Below are 17,522 nucleotides of genomic sequence, written 5' to 3'. Positions count from 1 at the left end.
AGTAATAAAAATTAACCTACATGTTTCATAAGAATGAATTCATGAAGTATGCTACCCAACATTTGGGTATGAGTAGCATGCATCTTGAAAAATATGCTGAGAAGTCTGGCCCGGTTATGGCACCTAATATTCAGGGTTTTACTCCTAATGTTATTGAGGAACGCCAAATGAATATCGTAGGTCTGGATGTATTCAGCCGCCTGATGATGGACCGTATCATCTTTATGGGAGTACCCGTAAATGATTATGTAGCCAACGTTATTCAGGCTCAGTTGCTTTTCCTTGAATCTACTGACCCCAAGCGGGATGTACAGATGTTTATCAATAGCCCTGGTGGTTCGGTGATCGCTGGATTAGGGATTTATGATACCATGCAGTACGTAGCCCCAGACGTAGGTACGATTTGTACCGGTTTGGCAGCTTCCATGGGTGCAGTATTACTTGCTGCTGGTACCAAAGGTAAGCGTACTTGTTTGGCGCACAGCCGCGTGATGATTCACCAGCCTTTGGGTGGTATGCAGGGTCAGGTTTCTGATATGGAAATTAGCTACAAGCTCATCAAGCAGATGCAGAAAGAGCTTTACGACATCCTGGCACACCACACCGGACAAGATTACGATACCATCGAGAAGGATTGTGATCGTGATAATTGGATGGTTGCAGGTGAAGCAAAAGCTTACGGCCTGGTGGACGAAGTACTCGACCGCAACAGCTCTCGCGAAGAGAAATAACTGTAAAGGCTGGATAAGAACCCAGCCATTTATTGCGCAAAAAATGAATTGAGCCTTCTTTAAGGTTTTTCAAATAGTTGACACGCTTGCTTACCCGTTTGGCGAGCAGGTTTTCTCATAAGTATCTCACTTAGTGATTCCTTCGGGGAGAACTGGACGCTTAGTCATCTATTTGCAAAACGAAGGCTCAATTCATTTTTGTGCTGTTTTTATGAGTATCTTTAGAGAACTTCTTAATGTGGGTTCTTTTATTTTTTAGTAAAAGAAGAATTTTAAAAAAGTGTTATGCGTCGTACCAAACAAAACTACCGTTGTTCTTTTTGTGGCAGGGATAAGTCAGAAGCGATGATCCTTATTGCTGGCATCGAAGGACATATTTGTGAAGTTTGTGTAGAACAGGCTGGCGAGATTGTACAAGAAGAACTTTATGGTGGCGCTAATCCTAATGCACCTTTAGAAGGCAAACCGGGAGAACCACCGGTTTACAGTGGCAAGATCAATTATAACCCACAGCAAATCAAGAAGCATCTCGATGAATACATCATCGGGCAAGATGATGCCAAAAAAGTCATTTCGGTAGCGGTGTATAACCATTATAAGCGTTTGGCTCAACCAACAGCTGATGATGGGGTAGAGATTGAAAAAAGCAATATCGTTTTTGTTGGGCGTACGGGTACAGGTAAAACATTACTAGCCAAGACGATTGCTCGTTTGCTCAATGTTCCCTTTGCTATCGTTGATGCGACAGTATTTACGGAAGCAGGCTACGTAGGAGAAGATGTGGAGAGTATTCTTAGTCGATTATTGCAGGTATGTGATTATGACGTTGCTGCCGCCGAGCGTGGCATTGTATATATAGATGAAATAGATAAAGTTGCTCGCAAATCCGATAACCCCAGTATTACCCGTGATGTATCAGGGGAAGGTGTGCAGCAGGCTTTGCTGAAAATGCTGGAAGGTACGGATGTGAATGTTCCCCCTCAGGGAGGGCGCAAACACCCAGAGCAAAAGTTGGTAAAAATCAATACCAGCAACATCCTCTTTGTGTGTGGCGGTGCATTTGATGGCATTGAAAAAGTCATCAGCCGTCGTTTAAACACCCAAGTCATCGGTTACCGTGGTGATGCCAAGGAAAAAATTGATCGGGAAAACATGCTGAGCTATGTCAACCATCAAGATCTCAAGTCTTTTGGCTTGATTCCCGAACTGCTGGGCCGTTTGCCAATCCTTACCTACCTTGATCCACTGGACAAGGAGTCTTTAATTCGGATTTTGACGGAACCCAAAAATTCTTTAGTACGTCAATACAAGAAGCTGTTCGAATTAGAAGGTATCGAACTCAGCTTTACCGAAGACGCCATTGTATTGATCGCCGAAAAAGCACTAGCGTTTAATCTCGGCGCCCGTGGTTTGCGTTCCATTTGTGAAGCCATCATGACGGACGCCATGTTTGAACTACCAGGACAAAAGGAAGTCACAACTTTTGAAATTTCGGCCAGCTATGCGGAAGAGAAGTTGGGACGGTCCAAGTTGGCCCGTTTGAAAGCAGCTTAGATCACAGGAGTAGCTCTCTGAGTCCTTTTGTGTTATTTTGCTTTCTTGTTGTATGTAGCTACTATTTTTGGTTTGTCTTTTTTGTTCGGGTTATTGTTTTGTATTTTTGTGTTGATTCAGTTGTTTGTTTGGTTATTATTTCTCATTATTGTAGAGGAATGTAGCTACAATAAATGTAGCGATTGTGAATCAAAACAAAACGATATGAATGCTTTACTCAACCTCGGCAAATATCTCTTTGCTGTACCTTTTCTCGTTTTTGGGGCTTTCCACTTTATGGCTGCGGAGCAAATGGCTGGTATGGTGCCTATTCCAGGCGGAATCATTTGGGTATACCTTACCGGTGTCGGTATGATTGCAGCGGCTATTTCCGTTTTTATGGGTAAAATGGATAAATTGGCGACCTTCCTTCTGGGGGTCTTGATGCTGATCTTTGTCTTTACCCTTCACCTTAAGGGCGCAATGGATGGTGACCAAATGTCAACTACCAGTCTTTTGAAGGATTTGATCATCGCAGGAGCTTCCTGGATGTACGCTGGCCACATGGCTAAAGATGACAGTGTAATTGGGTAATTGATCAAACAACCAACTTTACAATAAGAAAACCTCCGTACTTGGTTAAGTACGGAGGTTTTTTAATGCTACCTTTTGAAGTTAGTTGCGTGCCCAAGCCCAGGATTCTCCATCCATTTGGGTATTCTCGATTGCATTACTTAACATGCTGTTTTGTAAAGAAAGGATAAAAAAAACCGAACACTAGGGGAAGTGTCCGGTTTTGGTACCCTAAAACTCAGATGCTCCGTCATTACGGAGTATCTTAAAAAAACCGTGTAATTTTTTAGGATGCTACGATCCTATTTTCATGTGAATCTGATTTCCTATATCCTTAATAACAACTCAAAGATAAGGGGCGAATTAGCTCAATGCTAGATGAGGTTTTGTGTTTTTGTTGTGCTTTATTTTTTTAAAATTAGATCAAATTTTTACATAAAAATTTGATTTTTAATTACTTATATTTAGTTGTCAGTCTTTGTTTATTATAATTAATTTGATATGATTTGCTTTCTTTAATATTAGGTTGGGGGTTAAAAAGCTGATCATCAGGAAATTACTACTCCCCAACCTCACCGTACTTGGATTAAAAAGGTGTTCTATCTAAGTACCTAGTACTAAGTACTTAATACAGTGAGGTTGGGTGACGGGACCCCTCAAGTTTCAAGAGCTTTGTGTACCAACCTCACGTTTCTTTAATCATTTCTTCGATTACTACTCACTTAATCAGTATTTCACTTTGACCTCTTGCGCGGTATTTATAAATGCTATATCTTTGAATGAACGTTTGGTCAATAATAGAAAATGTCTCCACGTACTACGGCACAATTTGATGAAATTAGGCAGCGAAGCCGCCAGCGCATCATGGCTGCGGCCCTAGAGCTGTTCGGTACCCGTGGCTATGCGAGTACCTCTATCAATCAAATAGCCAAGGCGGCAGAGGTGTCCAAAGGGCTGATGTATAATTATTTTGAAAGCAAGCAAGATTTACTCCAACAGATAGTCCTGACCAATATGGAAGAAGGAGAACAATGGTGGCAGGAGATTCTGGCCTTGGATGTATCGCCTTTTGAAAAAATCGAAAAAGTGACTAAAAAGTCCCTGCAGGTGGTTCAAGAAGATGAGCACCATTGGCGGCTATTAACGTCACTCATGTTCCAACCCCACGTTTTAGAAGGCATGGAGGCCATATTCGAGCAAAAAGTGACGACACTCCAGCCTCAGGCTACCGCGCTGTTTGAAGCATTGGGTGTTCCTTTTCCCGAAAAGGAAGCATTGCTGTACAGTGCTGCTTTAGACGGTATGTTCTTACAGTATCTCAGCCTGGGCGCTCATTATCCCATACAAGAAATTGCCGATCATTTGCTTGATCGTTATCGGAAATACCATCACCAACTACCTGACTAACCAATGAAAAATTTAATGAAATTCACCTCTTTACTGGCGGTTTTTGTGCTCAGTATGAACTTTGCAAATGCACAAGACGCTGCTGAAATCATCCGCAGGGCCGAAGACAAATTGCGAGGCGCATCTAGCTATAGCGAGATGAAAATGACCGTCGTACGCCCGGATTGGTCGCGGGAAGTAACCCTGAAAAGTTGGAGCGTCGGCACCGAAAAGTCGCTCATTCTGATCACTGGCCCTGCCCGTGATAAAGGTGTTGCGTTTCTAAAACGTGATCAAGAGATCTGGAACTGGCAACCGACCATTGATCGAAGCATCAAGATGCCCCCAAGCATGATGATGCAAAGCTGGATGGGGTCTGATTTCACCAACGATGATTTGGTAAGAGAATCTTCCATCCTCAAAGACTACAATCATCGCATCCTGGGAGAAGAAATGATCGGCGATCGCAAATGCTGGAAAATCGAACTACAACCTAAGCCCGAGGCTGCAGTGGTGTGGGGAAAGATTCAAATGTGGATTGATAAGACCGATTACTTACAACTAAAAACCACCTTTTACGATGAAGACGATTACCTCGTGAATACCATGCAGGGCAAAGCGATCAAGCAACTCGGAGGCAAATTACTGCCTTCCATCATGGAGGTGATTCCGGCAGAGGAAGAAGGGCATAAGACCATCCTGGAATACATCACCCTTGATTTTAATGTCAACCTCAAGGATGACTTCTTTTCGGTGCAAAATATGAAGCGGGTACGCTAATTCAAACATTAAGATCATGCTCTTTACCATGGCTTGGCGCAATATCTGGCGCAACAAAAGGCGGACATTCATCACCCTGGCTTCGGTAGCCTTTGCGGTCTTTTTTGCCGCATTTATGCAAAGCATCCAAAAAGGCGCTTGGGATCACATGCTGGACAACGTCGTCAATTTCTATTTCGGCTACGCCCAAGTCCAGAAGGCAGGATATTGGGAGGAACAATCACTGGATGAGGCACTGATGTGGACGCCGGAATTGGAACAAAAAATCCTTGAAACGGAAGGCGTCCAACAAGTAGCTCCTCGGCTGGAGAGTTTTGCTCTCGCAGCAGGAGCAGATCTCACGACGGGTGTTTTGGTAGTGGGCGTTTCTCCGGAAGCAGAAAATCAACTTACGACTTTAGCTGATCGAGTCGTTGAAGGGCACTACTGGCCAGCCCAGGCACAGGGCGCATTGGTGGCAACTGGTGTGATGGAACGACTTGGGTTGGGCTTACAGGACACGATCATTCTACTGAGTCAGGGCTATCATGGCGTCAACGCTGCGGGGAAGTACCCCATCACCGGGGTGTTGAAATTTGGTTCTCCCGATTTGAACAAGCGGATGGTCTATCTTCCTCGCCAGGAGGCCGAACAATTTTTCGGTGCAGAAGGCATGGCGACAACCCTGGCCCTGGATATTGACCATAAAGAACAAGTACCTGGAATCATACAACAACTTGATTCCAGCCTTGATACCTCCCAGTTCGCCATTCTGGGGTGGGAACAAATGATCCCTGACCTGGTTGACGCCAAAGAACTGGATGCCGCTGGCAATAATCTCGTACTCATCGTATTGTACCTGATCATCTCTTTCGGAATCTTTGGGACGATCCTGATGATGACTCGGGAGCGCAGCTACGAGTTTGGCGTTCTCACCGGAATTGGAATGCACCGCTGGCAATTGGGCCTAACCGTATGGCTAGAGATAATATTGTTGGGATTCCTGGGGACCATCGTTGGGATTTGCCTGTCGCTTCCTTTGGTGTATTACCTAAAACTGAATCCCATTGACCTCAGTGTAATGGGGGAGGAGGCCGTTCAGACCTACGAAAAATTTGGGATGGAACCCATCTTGCCAGCCTTGCTTGATCCGGCAATATTTCTCTGGCAGGCGGTGATCGTTTTTTCCATTACCACCATCTTAGCCCTCTATCCCTGGTGGAAAATTAGCCAACTACAACCCATTGCCGCGATGCGGGAAGGGTAGATAAAATACCAATTATGCTTACAACCATAGCCTGGCGAAATATCTGGCGATCCCGTACCCGCTCTTTTGTGGTGATCGGGGCCATTGTGCTCGGGATTTGGGCGCTGGTCTTCATGATCAGTTTTACGGTGGGGATGGTGCAATCTTATGTAGATGATGCTATCGCTACGAGTATTGGCCATTTGCAAGTACACCAGGATAGTTTTCGCGAAGAGGCCAAGCTCGCTTATTATTTTGATATCGATCCGACGACTTTGGAGGAGTTGGCAGCACTCGAAGGGGTGAAAGGAGTAGCCCCCCGCACGCTGGTCAATGCCATGGTGGGATCGACCCGCAATACCCGCGGCGTACAAATTCGAGGCATCGACCCCGCGGCGGAACGCCTGGTGACGGAACTTGATCAAAGAATTGTTGCTGGGGAATACTTTTCGGAAGAGGGGCGTAATCCCATTTTGCTAAGTTCCGCCTTAGCGGCTAAACTAAAGGTGAAAGTCCGTTCCAAGGTGGTACTTACCTTTCAAGATCTCAACCACGAGATTACGGCTGGCGCTTTTCGGGTAGTTGGTCTTTTTGATACCGGAAACAAGCCTTTTGATGAAGGAAATATCTTTGTTCGCCGTACGGATATCAATCGCCTACTAGGAGAGGACGCAATGACGCACGAGCTTTCTTTTTTTCTGGATACCCCACAGCGATTGGTGGAGGTAGAAGCGGAAACAAAGGCGATCCTACCCAATCTTTTAGTGGAAGACTATCGAGAGGTAGCTCCTGATTTGCAGCTTTACGAAGGGCAAATACAGACTTCGGCCACCATCTTTATGACCATCATCATGCTGGCTTTGCTCTTCGGAATCGTCAATACGATGCTGATGGCGGTACTGGAGCGTTACCGCGAATTGGGGATGCTGATGGCGGTAGGCATGAACAAGGGCCGGGTATTTGGGATGATCGTGCTGGAGACTTTTTTCCTGGCCCTGCTTGCGATTATTCCGGGGCTGCTGTTGGGCTGGGGCACCGTTGCCATTTTAGCAAAAAAAGGCATTGATTTATCGGCCTTCGGAAATGGCCTGTCCCAGTTTGGGATGTCGCATATCGTTTACCCTCAGTTGCAATCGGGGTTTTATGTGCAATTAGCGATCATTGTTGCGCTTACCGCCCTGCTTGGTGCCTTGTATCCGGCCTGGCGAGCAATTCGCTTACGGCCGGTAGAAGCGATTAGAAAAATATAATCCTTGAGTTGAGGAAATGTCAGAGAATCAAAATAACACCATGTCAATTATCAAAACCCAAGGGGTTACCAAAGTTTACAATCCTGATCGTGTTCCTGTACATGCGCTGCGTGGCGTGGATCTGGCGATCGAAGCCGGAGAGTTCACGGCTATTGTTGGGCCTTCAGGTTCAGGTAAGACCACCTTGCTCAATATCATCGGTGGCTTGGACCGCCCTTCGGAAGGAAGGGTAGAAGTAGGAGGTACAGCTATCAATGACCTATCGGACAATCAATTGATTGACTTCCGCAAGGATCATATCGGTTTTGTTTTTCAAGCCTATAATTTGATACCTGTACTCACGGCGGAGGAAAATGTAGCCTTTGTGATGCTGTTGCAAAAACGCCCTGCTGAGGAACGTAAGCAACGGACGGCAGAACTACTACAAGCGGTAGGCCTGGCCGACCAAACACATAAACGCCCCGCTGAAATGTCCGGTGGGCAGCAGCAGCGCGTCGCTGTGGCCCGAGCGTTGGCTCCCAAGCCTACGTTCATCCTGGCGGATGAGCCGACCGCCAACCTGGATTCTGCCTCTACCACCAATTTACTGGATATAATGGCTCGGTTGAACAAGGAGGAGGGCGTCACCTTCGTCTTCAGCACCCACGATCAGCGAGTCATTGACCGAGCCCGGCGAGTCGTGACACTGGAGGATGGGGCGATTGTAAGCGACGAAAGGCGATAACATGCGTATTCCAATCAATAAAATACTTCTCTTTTCCGGAATACTTCTTTTAAGTAGCACCTTGTTGCTAGGCCAGGAAGAGGAGAAGGCCAATTCGTGGTTGTTCTCCGGTTACGTGAAGCAGTTGCAAAGTTTTAATTTTTTCAACGCTTCCTTTCTGGCACCGCCCAGCTTTCAAGGGACGGATACCTTGTTACTGGATAATTTTTTTCATCATCGGCTAAATATTGAATGGGCGCACGGCGAACACTGGCGAGTACATGGAGGCTTGAGAACCCGATTGTTCTACGGCGATGTCGTCAAATCCAACCCGCAATACGGCGAGCAAATCTCTTCTGGCAGCAATGATTGGCTCAACCTGGATGTCCTTTGGCTGGACAATAGCCAACTAATAGGCCATACCGTCCTTGATCGTTTCTACGGAGAGTACACGAAAGAAAGTTGGGAGATACGATTGGGTCGACAGCGCGTAAACTGGGGCATTAGCACCGTTTGGAACCCTAATGATATCTTCAATGCCTATTCCTTTACTGACTTTGATTACGAAGAACGCCCGGGAGCTGACGCCGTGAGGGTGCGCTACTATACAGGCTACACCGGTAGTCTGGAACTGGCCGCCCGGGCTGGTGATCGTTTAGAGGAAAGCATTCTGGCCGGGCGTTGGGTCGTCAATACCGGTGGCTACGATCTGCAGTTCATTGGCGGTTATGCACAAGACCATTGGGTACTCGGCACAGGTTGGGCAGGTAACCTCAAAAATGCTGGATTCAAAGGCGAAGCCAGCTGGTTTTATGCGCCCGAAACCGATAAGAGCAGCTTGGCCGTAACTGCCAACATTGATTACGCTTTCGAAAAAGGCTTGTACCTCAACGCCGGTGGCCTCTACAACAGCGAGGGCCAAAAGGAGGGCGGTATCCTCCAATTATTTACCTTCGAACTCTCAGCCCGCAATCTCTATCCTTACCGCTGGGCCAGCTTTGTGAGCCTTTCTTACCCCGTCTCTCCGCTGGTGAATGCGGGGCTTACGAGCATCTACAGTCCGGTAGCTAGCCATGCGCTTTTCCTCAATCCTACCGTGGCGGTTTCGATCGCAGGAAATTGGAGCCTGGATGCGGTGGGCCAGCTCGTTTTTGACCAGGAGGCAGAGGGGTATCGTAGCCCTTTGCAGGCGGTTTTCTTAAGGGTGAAGTGGTCGTATTGAAAGGAGAGCGTGTTACTATTGTTCCAATCTGCATTATACTTGATATAGGTAACGCTACGCTTTTATTCAAAACATATTAAACGCTATGCTTTCTCCGCAACTAAAAGTCGGTATATGCTTTTGCTTATTCCTATTCGCCACGCTGGTGGCAAATAGCCAAACAACCATCTTTTTACAGGATACCATGAGGCTGAAGGGTAAAATTACTTATCACGGTTCAGCACCAAGTCTGGATGCTTCGGATTTTGAATTCAATCTGGATACCTTTTCTTCTGGGCGTATCACGGATATCCATCGCTTGGAAATTCACAACCTTTTACGAGGGGAAGCGGTGGAGAAGATGGCTTATCTCCCCATTTATTATGCGCATTTGCGTCACCAAAACCATGATTACCTGATTGTGGATAGTGATGGGGATGCTGTTTTTCAGCAACACGATATTTACCCTTTACCTCTTCTTGATAGTGTGGTACTAAGATTCTATCCCTTTGCAAACCAGGGAAGAGACGCTGATATGGTAGTTATTCCCGTGAAGGTAAAGGGGGATGGAAAGCACATCTATTTAAGTCCTTATCAGCTTTATAACGCGTCCTTTCAAGTAGAGGATGTCGCCTATGAAGTAACGGTCTGGCCTTTCTTGCCAGATGTGAAGATCAAAGTTGATGGGGAAGGAGATTTTAGTTTGCTCAGCTCGGCAAACAACTATTACAAAGAGCAAGAAATATTTATTTTAGCGGGCCGTAAGTTTAAGTTTTCAGCGTTTAATTATCTTCAGAAAACAATTCAGTTGGAAGAGCTGGCTGCCGAAGAACCGCTTTATGGTTATAAAAAAGGCACCCTTTTTCAGGAATGGGCCGTAGAGGATAATGCCCACATCAACTGGGATAACCTTGGGATAGACCGAACGATTCCTCACCTGATCTACTTCGGCGCAAAGTGGTGTGGAGCCTGCCAGGAGGAGATTCCAAAACTTCAAAGCCTTTATCCCCTTTTGCAACGTAATGGGAAGGATATGATCAGCGTGACGGCACAACACTTGGAGTCAGACGCAGAAATTGATGCCTACATCACCGAGCGTGAAATTCCAGGAATATCCGTTGTGGAAAGGTTAGATGGTGCCAACACCTTGATTCGATTTTTGGAAATTGATAGGTATCCTGTCTATGTTCTTATTGCACCTACAGGAGAGATTTTATACCGTTCAGATAATGGAGAGATGGAGCTTCACGAGTTTTTGTATGTGTATTTGAAGTAAATACGGGTTGTTACTATTAAGCAAAGAGACCAGGAGCGGAGTTTTGTTTTAAATTTTTTTAAAAAAAACAAAAAGTGCTATTGTAGGTGTTTTTTTTTGTAATTTTACCTAGACGCTAATATGCTTTGAATATGAATGGAGAAATAATTTTATACCAAACCGAGAACGGGCAAACCAAGATTGAAGTAGTCTTAGATAATGAAACTGTTTGGCTGAATCATGCCCAAATGGAGGAATTGTTTCAAACAGATAGAACTTCTATACTTCGGCACATCAAAAATATTTATAAGACGGGTGAGCTAGATGAGAAATCAACTTGTGCAAAAATTGCACAAGTTCGTGAAGAAGGGGAGAGGAGTGTCCGGAGAGAAATCATCTATTTTAATCTCGATATAATTATTGCTGTTGGCTATAGAGTGAATTCTCACAGAGGTACACAGTTCCGAATTTGGGCGACACAGCAACTCAAGGAATACCTGATAAAAGGCTTCGTTTTAGATGATGAGCGTTTGAAGTCAGGGAATCAAATGAATTATTTTGATGAACTGTTGGAGAGGATTCGGGATATCCGGAGCTCCGAGAAGATATTTTATCAAAAAGTAAAGGATATCTATACGACAAGTATTGATTATGATTCAAATGCTGATTTAAGTAAAGATTTTTATGCAACGGTTCAAAACAAATTGCATTGGGCTGTCCATCAACATACTGCGGCTGAGTTGATAAAAAAACGGGTCAATGCTGAAAAGCAAAATATGGGATTAACGACCTGGAAAGGTGAGAAAATCAGGAAATCTGATGTCACGGTTGCAAAGAACTATTTATCTGAAGATGAGCTTAAACAATTGAATCTGCTTGTCGAACAATATTTGGCATTTGCTCAAGCACAGGCACAAGCGAAGAAGCCGATGTACATGAAAGACTGGATAAAAAAGCTCAATGACATCTTGACGATCAATGAAAGAGAAATTTTGGAAGATGCAGGTAAAGTACGTAAAAGTCTTGCTGATGAAATTGCTACCGTAGAGTATGATAAGTACAAAGAAAAAAGACTGCTAGAAGAAAAAGAGCAAAGTCTCAAAGAGCTTGAAAATGAGATAAAATTGATAAATCAGGAAAAGAAGAAAAAATAAAGCTTGCAGTGGATACGATTTTTTAAAAAAAAATCCAAAAGTCCCAGATTTTGGGACTTTCTCCCTGCATATTGGCTCCATGAGAAACTTAACCAACTTACTCCTGGGGCTGCTCCTCTTAAGTTTTGGAGCTTGTCAGCCTACGACACCGTCACCCAACGTGACGCACATTGAGATTGCCTACGATCTCGAAGACAACCTTTTTTCATGGGCCGAAAATTGGCATCCTGGCGGAATGTCCTTGTTGGGCTGCCAACCAGATTTTTCGGTAGATTTTGATTGGGATGCCCCCTTATTAAAGCTCCGTTATTGTACGGTGTCGGGCAACCTGTTGGCAGAAACCCTTTTTGTGGATAATGGTTACTGCACCTTGGTGGTGCCCAACATAGCTGAACCCTTGCCCGATCACGGATTCATGACGTGGGAGATTCCGCTAGATGCGGACTTCATGGAATGCTTGCGTGAAGAAAATGACTGGATCAACCTGCGCTTTGATTTTGTCTACGAATGATATCTTTTACGGAACATAAAGCCACTTTCTTTGTCTCCAATGTGCTAAAATATCGAGCCTTATTGGGGCATCTACACAATTCCATTAATTTTGGGTGGATTTGCGATGTATGATCAATAACTGTCAAAACCTCTACTTGACAACCTGACAGTTAATGATTGCCCGTCGCTCAACATCATCAAACAACATCAGGGATATGCAAAAGCTTTTTACTATGCTTTTGCTGCTATCAACGGTATGCCTTACGCTCAATGGCCTCGCCGCACAAAATTTAGCAGCAACATCTACGCCGCTTAGTGAAGTTGAACAATTACAACTACCTAGGCTCGACAATAAGGAATTATTACAAGCCGAACAAGCACGTCGCGCACCAGGGCGGGCTCCTCGTTTTGCGGAAACCATTGAAGTCAATGTGTCGCCCAATACACATGGTACCTGGGAAGTGGCCAATGGTACGGCCGTTTGGCGACTGCGGGTACCTTCGCCGGGGGCCAAGTCCATCAATTTTGGTTTCGATCAGTACCGGATGCCTCCTGGCGGGCAGCTGATGCTCTATACCCCGGATGGTTCGTTGGTGCAAGGCCCATTTACGCCTGCTGATAACGAAGACCACGAAGAGCTATGGACACCAGTCATCCCCGGCGATGAGCTGGTCATTGAAGTGAGCCTACCTGCGGCTCGACAGAGCGAGCTAAGGCTTCATCTGAAATCCGTTAACCATGATTTTCTTGGTTTTGGTGATATTGCTTCTAGCGTTCTTTCGGGTTCTTGTAACCTGGATGTTGTTTGTGGAGCTGCCGACGGCTGGGGTATCGTGGATAATTACCGAGATATTATCCAGTCGGTTGGGGTGATCTCTACCGGAGGTGGGACTTTTTGTACTGGTTTCCTGGTGAGCAATGCTCGCCAGGATTGTGCCCCTTTCTTTATGACGGCCAATCACTGTGGGATAAACAATGGCAACGCCCCTAGTTTGGTGGTGTATTGGAATTATATCAACAGCGTCTGTCGCCAACCCGGCTCACCTGCCAGCGGTGGCAATGGCGATGGTAGCCTTGCTGATTTCAATACGGGATCAATTTTCCGTGCTGCTTATGCACCTTCCGACATGACCCTGGTAGAGCTCGACGATCCTGTTTCCGAAACAGCAGACGCCTGGTTTGCCGGTTGGGATGCGCGCGAAGTATTAGCGCAGGATACAATTATCGGGATTCATCACCCTAGCACCGACGAAAAGCGCATTAGCTTTGAGTTTGATGGCGTTTATACGGGTAATTGGGGTTCGGGTGCTACACCTGTTCCTGATGGCAACCACCTCATCATTGAAGATTGGGACATTGGTACCACCGAAGGAGGTTCTTCAGGCTCTCCTATTTTTAATAGCAACAAGCAAGTCATTGGCCAGCTACATGGTGGTGCCGCATCTTGCAACAACGACTCCTACGATAGTTATGGTTGGTTCTTTACTTCCTGGGAAGGAGGCGGGACTCCCAGTACGCGCTTACGCGATTGGCTGGATCCAGACAATACCGGTGTACTGGAAATTCCTGGTCGTGCCCAGCTTCAGTGCAGCTTCTTCGCTGGAGCTACTCCTGCGGTACAAACGCTATGTGCGCCATCAACCGCTACCTACGATATCAGCGTAAATGAAAACTTTTTTGGCCCTGTTAACCTGACCTTGGTCAATCTTCCAATAGGGCTGACCGCTGTTTTTGACGAAACAATAGTCAATCCCGGAGAAGGCACGCAAATGACGATCACCGGCACCGAGAACCTTCCCGAGGGTGTTTATTCCTTTGTACTCAACGGTACCGATGGCACCAACGTGAGCAACCAGACCCTCACCCTGACCATTCTTTCAGGAACCCCTGCTGCAACAACTTTACTGAGCCCTATAGATATGGCTGTTGATCAGTTTACGGGTTTATTGCTTACCTGGATGGGACAGCCACTTGTGGAGAGTTACGATGTGGAAATTGCTACAGATCCCAACTTTACCAATATCATTGGTTCGGGGATGAATCTTACTGAAACTTCGTTTTTAACACCCAACCTGGACATCTTGACGGATTACTACTGGCGCGTTCGTTCCGCAAATATCTGTGGCGATGGCGCTTGGTCAGCGGCGTTCCAATTCACAACGGCTGCGGTCAGTTGTGCAATCAATACCGCCGCTACGGAGGGGATTACCATTGGTCCAAACAACGGTACCATCACGACTTCGACCTTGATGATTGCCCAAACGGGAGAAATTCTTGATTTGAGGCTCACCAACCTTAGCAGCAACCATACCTGGATGGGAGACCTCAATGCTACGTTGACTTCGCCATCTGGGACGGTGATTAATTTATTTAATCGACCTTCTTGTAACCAGCAAGGTATCCTGGCCAGCTTTGCGGATGACGCTACTGCTACGGCCGCTGATTTTGTGGGGACTTGCAATGGTGGCGGGATCGCCATTCAGGGCGAGTTCCAACCAGCTCAGCCCTTCAGTACTTTTGTTGGCGAAGAAGCAAGTGGCTTGTGGACACTGACGATTGTCGATAATGCCAATCAGGACGGTGGAGACTTGCTGGGCTGGAATTTGGAGATTTGTACTTTGGTAACTTCGGAAATTGCGCTGACGCCTTCTACCGATGAATTGGGCACCTGTGTTGGTGACTTCGCGGTAGTAGACTTGACGATTGGTAACGGGTTCGAAGGCCCTGTAAGCCTCAGTGCAAGCAACCTGCCTAATGGAGCCGTAGTGGATTTTGAAGCCAACCCCGCTATGCCCGGTAGCACGATCACGGTCACCTTTAGTAGTCTGACAACCGATGGTAATTTTAATATCATTCTCGACGGCACCGATGGTACCAATGAAAGTACGCAAGGTCTCAGCCTCACCGTGCTTGCAGGAGCTCCTGCAGGAGCAACATTATTGAGTCCAACAGACATGGCTGTTGATGAACTTACGAGTGTATTGCTTACCTGGGTGCCAGAACCACTAGGTGTTGATTATGATGTAGAAATTGCTACCGATCCTGCTTTTACCAATATTGTTGGGATGGGTATGAACCTTACGGAAACCTCTTTCCAGACCCCCGAATTGGAAATTCAAACGAATTACTACTGGCGTGTGCGTGCTACCAACATCTGTGGTGAGGGAGCATGGTCAGCGGCTTTTCAGTTTACAACGATAGCCATTACTTGTGCCATCAATACTGCTTCTACGGAGGGGGTTACGATCGGCCCGGCTAATGGTACCATTACTACCTCTACCTTGATGGTGAACCAAATGGGCGCAATCCAGGAGGTGAGCCTGAGCAACCTTAGCAGCAACCATACCTACATGGGAGACCTTAACGCTACCCTGACTTCTCCAACCGGAACGGTGATCACTTTGTTTAACCGACCTAATTGTAACCAGGGTGGCATTTTGGCCAATTTTTCTGACGATGCAACCGATACGGCCGCTGATTTTCAAGCTACCTGCAACGGTGGTGGCATTGCCATTCAGGGGGATTTTCAGCCAGCCCAGCCCTTCAGTACCTTTGTAGGAGAAGAAGCAAATGGTCTCTGGACCCTCACTATTGTTGATAACGCCGACGCTGACGCTGGTAACTTGTTTGGTTGGAACCTGGACATCTGTACCTTGGCACCTTCGGAGGTAATACTCGTCCCTTCTACGAATGTAGTAAGTGCTTGTAACGGAGGTTTTGGTATATTTGACTTAACTATCGGAACCGGTTTCAACGGTCCTGTAACGCTCAGTGCCTCCAACCTACCAGGGGGTGCAACCGTTGATTTTGAAACCAATCCTGTTATACCCGGCAGCACGATCACCGTTACCTTTAATAACCTGACGAGCAACGGTAACTTTAACATTAGCCTGCAAGGTACCGATGGTAATGAAACGGCCATTGCTATGCTCAACTTGCAAGTAGTAGGAACACCAGGTACCCCGGTACTGAATGCTCCTGCTAACGGTGCGGTAGATGTAAACTTGTCGACCCTATTGCAGTGGACCCCACTGGCAAGTGCCACGGGCTACGTGATGACCCTTTCAACAAACCCTGACTTGAGCAACCCCGTCTTGGTATTTCCTGCCTTGAATCCTTCGGTAGCTACGGGATTGTTGATGTATAACACCACTTACTATTGGCAAGTAGTGGGCGAAAACGATTGTGGTACAGGTAATGCCAGTCCTATCTTTAGTTTCACAACAAGCCCTGATATTACAGTAGCGACTGGTCAGCCGACGCTCAACAGTTGTCTGGCAGACCAAACAACCGCTACGTTTACGCTGGGCGAAGGCTTTGGTGATCAACTGAGCGTGAGTGTAAATGCAAATCCAGCTGCTGATTTTAGTGGATTTACTTCCAGCTTTGCTGCTGGTAGTCGTGTACTGAGCTTGGTGTGGAACAACTTCTTGGGAATCGCTCCCGGAACCTACGTCCTTTCCGTGACCATCACCGGCGAAGGATATTCCAATGTAGGTCAGGTAACCGTCAATGTAGAAACAGCACCCACATTGTCTGCTTTGCAGGTGCCAGCAAATACCGCTGAAGTGCCAGGTGGAACTCCTGTCGACTTTTCCTGGACTGCTGTGGCTGGTGCCGATAACTACCAAATAGAAATCGCTACGGACGATACCTTCACCGATGTGTTGGTGAACGAAACCGTCAACGGTACAACTTATGCTACGAGTTTAGCCATTGGCCAATACTACTGGCGAGTAGCTGCTGTCAATGATTGTGGAGAGTCCCTTTCCGGATTTTTTGTATTCACGGTTGTGGAAAGCAATGCGGTGCTGGAACTGGCTGGGACACGCTTGGAAATTTGGCCAAACCCCACGACTGGGCCAGTACAAATTTCCTTAAGTGCAGAACTCAATGATGACCTCTTTGTTGATGTAATAAGTGTTCAGGGCCAACAGTTGCGTCACGTACGTTTGTCGGCTCTGAGCGGTAGGTACCAACTGGACCTCAGTGATTTGCCAGCAGGTGCGTATTTATTGCGACTCCAAAGCGGTAAGGCACAAACCACGGCCAGAATAATGGTACAGTAGTAAAGGAATATACAAAAGAACAGTTTACTGTTTTCTGCTCACTGCCTTAGTGCTCTTTTAGATTTTCTAAAATAAGCATCTCCCAAGGCAGTGAGCTTTTTTTATCTAAGTAATTTGACGGAAATAACTGATTCCATTTTTTTCAACGATTCGCAAATATTTTCACGCAA

Annotated in this window: 13 protein-coding genes; all 13 read left to right on the top strand. The window is 46.2% G+C overall.

Going from position 1 to position 17,522, the window contains the following annotated elements:
- Nucleotides 1–20 precede the first annotated feature (20 nt).
- The 13 genes from AB0L18_RS04570 to AB0L18_RS04510 all read left to right on the top strand — a co-directional run bounded on the left by AB0L18_RS04570 (nucleotide 21) and on the right by AB0L18_RS04510 (nucleotide 17,352).
- Nucleotides 21–731 (top strand): ClpP family protease, encoded by a 711-nt coding sequence (locus AB0L18_RS04570; RefSeq protein ID WP_367391401.1) that lies wholly within the window; start codon nucleotides 21–23, stop codon nucleotides 729–731.
- Between the two features lie 285 nt (nucleotides 732–1,016).
- On the top strand, nucleotides 1,017–2,285 hold the full coding sequence (gene clpX, locus AB0L18_RS04565) for an ATP-dependent Clp protease ATP-binding subunit ClpX (protein ID WP_367391400.1): 1,269 nt from the start codon (nucleotides 1,017–1,019) through the stop codon (nucleotides 2,283–2,285).
- A 204-nt stretch (nucleotides 2,286–2,489) separates the two neighbouring features.
- Nucleotides 2,490–2,858, top strand: coding sequence for a DoxX family protein (locus AB0L18_RS04560; RefSeq protein ID WP_367391399.1), 369 nt, complete (start codon nucleotides 2,490–2,492; stop codon nucleotides 2,856–2,858).
- A 783-nt stretch (nucleotides 2,859–3,641) separates the two neighbouring features.
- On the top strand, nucleotides 3,642–4,244 hold the full coding sequence (locus AB0L18_RS04555) for a TetR/AcrR family transcriptional regulator (RefSeq protein ID WP_367391398.1): 603 nt from the start codon (nucleotides 3,642–3,644) through the stop codon (nucleotides 4,242–4,244).
- A 3-nt stretch (nucleotides 4,245–4,247) separates the two neighbouring features.
- The gene (locus AB0L18_RS04550) at nucleotides 4,248–5,003 is read left to right on the top strand and encodes an outer membrane lipoprotein-sorting protein (RefSeq protein WP_367391397.1); all 756 of its coding nucleotides are present in this window, start codon (nucleotides 4,248–4,250) and stop codon (nucleotides 5,001–5,003) included.
- Between the two features lie 16 nt (nucleotides 5,004–5,019).
- Entirely contained in the window at nucleotides 5,020–6,249 is a 1,230-nt protein-coding gene (locus AB0L18_RS04545; RefSeq protein WP_367391396.1) for an ABC transporter permease, read from the top strand.
- Nucleotides 6,250–6,263: 14 nt separating this feature from the next.
- Nucleotides 6,264–7,478: an ABC transporter permease gene (locus AB0L18_RS04540; RefSeq protein ID WP_367391395.1), complete on the top strand. Its 1,215-nt coding sequence runs from the start codon at nucleotides 6,264–6,266 to the stop codon at nucleotides 7,476–7,478.
- Nucleotides 7,479–7,518: 40 nt separating this feature from the next.
- The gene (locus tag AB0L18_RS04535) at nucleotides 7,519–8,202 is read left to right on the top strand and encodes an ABC transporter ATP-binding protein (protein WP_367391394.1); all 684 of its coding nucleotides are present in this window, start codon (nucleotides 7,519–7,521) and stop codon (nucleotides 8,200–8,202) included.
- A gap of 1 nt (nucleotide 8,203) precedes the next feature.
- Nucleotides 8,204–9,403: a hypothetical protein gene (locus AB0L18_RS04530; protein WP_367391393.1), complete on the top strand. Its 1,200-nt coding sequence runs from the start codon at nucleotides 8,204–8,206 to the stop codon at nucleotides 9,401–9,403.
- Nucleotides 9,404–9,488: 85 nt separating this feature from the next.
- Entirely contained in the window at nucleotides 9,489–10,658 is a 1,170-nt protein-coding gene (locus tag AB0L18_RS04525) for a TlpA family protein disulfide reductase (RefSeq protein WP_367391392.1), read from the top strand.
- 131 nt (nucleotides 10,659–10,789) lie between these two features.
- A complete protein-coding gene (locus AB0L18_RS04520; RefSeq protein WP_367391391.1) occupies nucleotides 10,790–11,791 on the top strand; it encodes a virulence RhuM family protein in 1,002 nt (333 codons plus the stop codon).
- Between the two features lie 79 nt (nucleotides 11,792–11,870).
- A complete protein-coding gene (locus tag AB0L18_RS04515) occupies nucleotides 11,871–12,302 on the top strand; it encodes a hypothetical protein (protein WP_367391390.1) in 432 nt (143 codons plus the stop codon).
- A gap of 196 nt (nucleotides 12,303–12,498) precedes the next feature.
- Nucleotides 12,499–17,352 carry a proprotein convertase P-domain-containing protein gene (locus tag AB0L18_RS04510; protein ID WP_367391389.1) on the top strand — a complete coding sequence of 1,618 codons (4,854 nt, stop codon included), beginning with the start codon at nucleotides 12,499–12,501 and terminating at the stop codon, nucleotides 17,350–17,352.
- The last annotated feature ends 170 nt before the right edge of the window (nucleotides 17,353–17,522 follow it).

It is taken from the genome of Lewinella sp. LCG006 (assembly GCF_040784935.1).
GTDB lineage: Bacteria > Bacteroidota > Bacteroidia > Chitinophagales > Saprospiraceae > Lewinella.
The sequence above is the reverse complement of the archived record's forward strand: the minus strand, read 5'-3'. Positions and strand labels throughout refer to the sequence as shown.

Bases quoted from the DNA above. Each gene is read 5' to 3' on its own strand.
- AB0L18_RS04560 (WP_367391399.1), top strand. From the start codon at position 2,490: ATGAATGCTTTACTCAACCTCGGCAAATATCTCTTTGCTGTACCTTTT.
- AB0L18_RS04540 (WP_367391395.1), top strand. From the start codon at position 6,264: ATGCTTACAACCATAGCCTGGCGAAATATCTGGCGATCCCGTACCCGC.
- AB0L18_RS04510 (WP_367391389.1), top strand. From the start codon at position 12,499: ATGCAAAAGCTTTTTACTATGCTTTTGCTGCTATCAACGGTATGCCTT.
- AB0L18_RS04515 (WP_367391390.1), top strand. From the start codon at position 11,871: ATGAGAAACTTAACCAACTTACTCCTGGGGCTGCTCCTCTTAAGTTTT.
- AB0L18_RS04550 (WP_367391397.1), top strand. From the start codon at position 4,248: ATGAAAAATTTAATGAAATTCACCTCTTTACTGGCGGTTTTTGTGCTC.
- AB0L18_RS04555 (WP_367391398.1), top strand. From the start codon at position 3,642: ATGTCTCCACGTACTACGGCACAATTTGATGAAATTAGGCAGCGAAGC.
- AB0L18_RS04545 (WP_367391396.1), top strand. From the start codon at position 5,020: ATGCTCTTTACCATGGCTTGGCGCAATATCTGGCGCAACAAAAGGCGG.
- AB0L18_RS04530 (WP_367391393.1), top strand. From the start codon at position 8,204: ATGCGTATTCCAATCAATAAAATACTTCTCTTTTCCGGAATACTTCTT.
- AB0L18_RS04520 (WP_367391391.1), top strand. From the start codon at position 10,790: ATGAATGGAGAAATAATTTTATACCAAACCGAGAACGGGCAAACCAAG.
- clpX (WP_367391400.1), top strand. From the start codon at position 1,017: ATGCGTCGTACCAAACAAAACTACCGTTGTTCTTTTTGTGGCAGGGAT.
- AB0L18_RS04535 (WP_367391394.1), top strand. From the start codon at position 7,519: ATGTCAATTATCAAAACCCAAGGGGTTACCAAAGTTTACAATCCTGAT.
- AB0L18_RS04570 (WP_367391401.1), top strand. From the start codon at position 21: ATGTTTCATAAGAATGAATTCATGAAGTATGCTACCCAACATTTGGGT.
- AB0L18_RS04525 (WP_367391392.1), top strand. From the start codon at position 9,489: ATGCTTTCTCCGCAACTAAAAGTCGGTATATGCTTTTGCTTATTCCTA.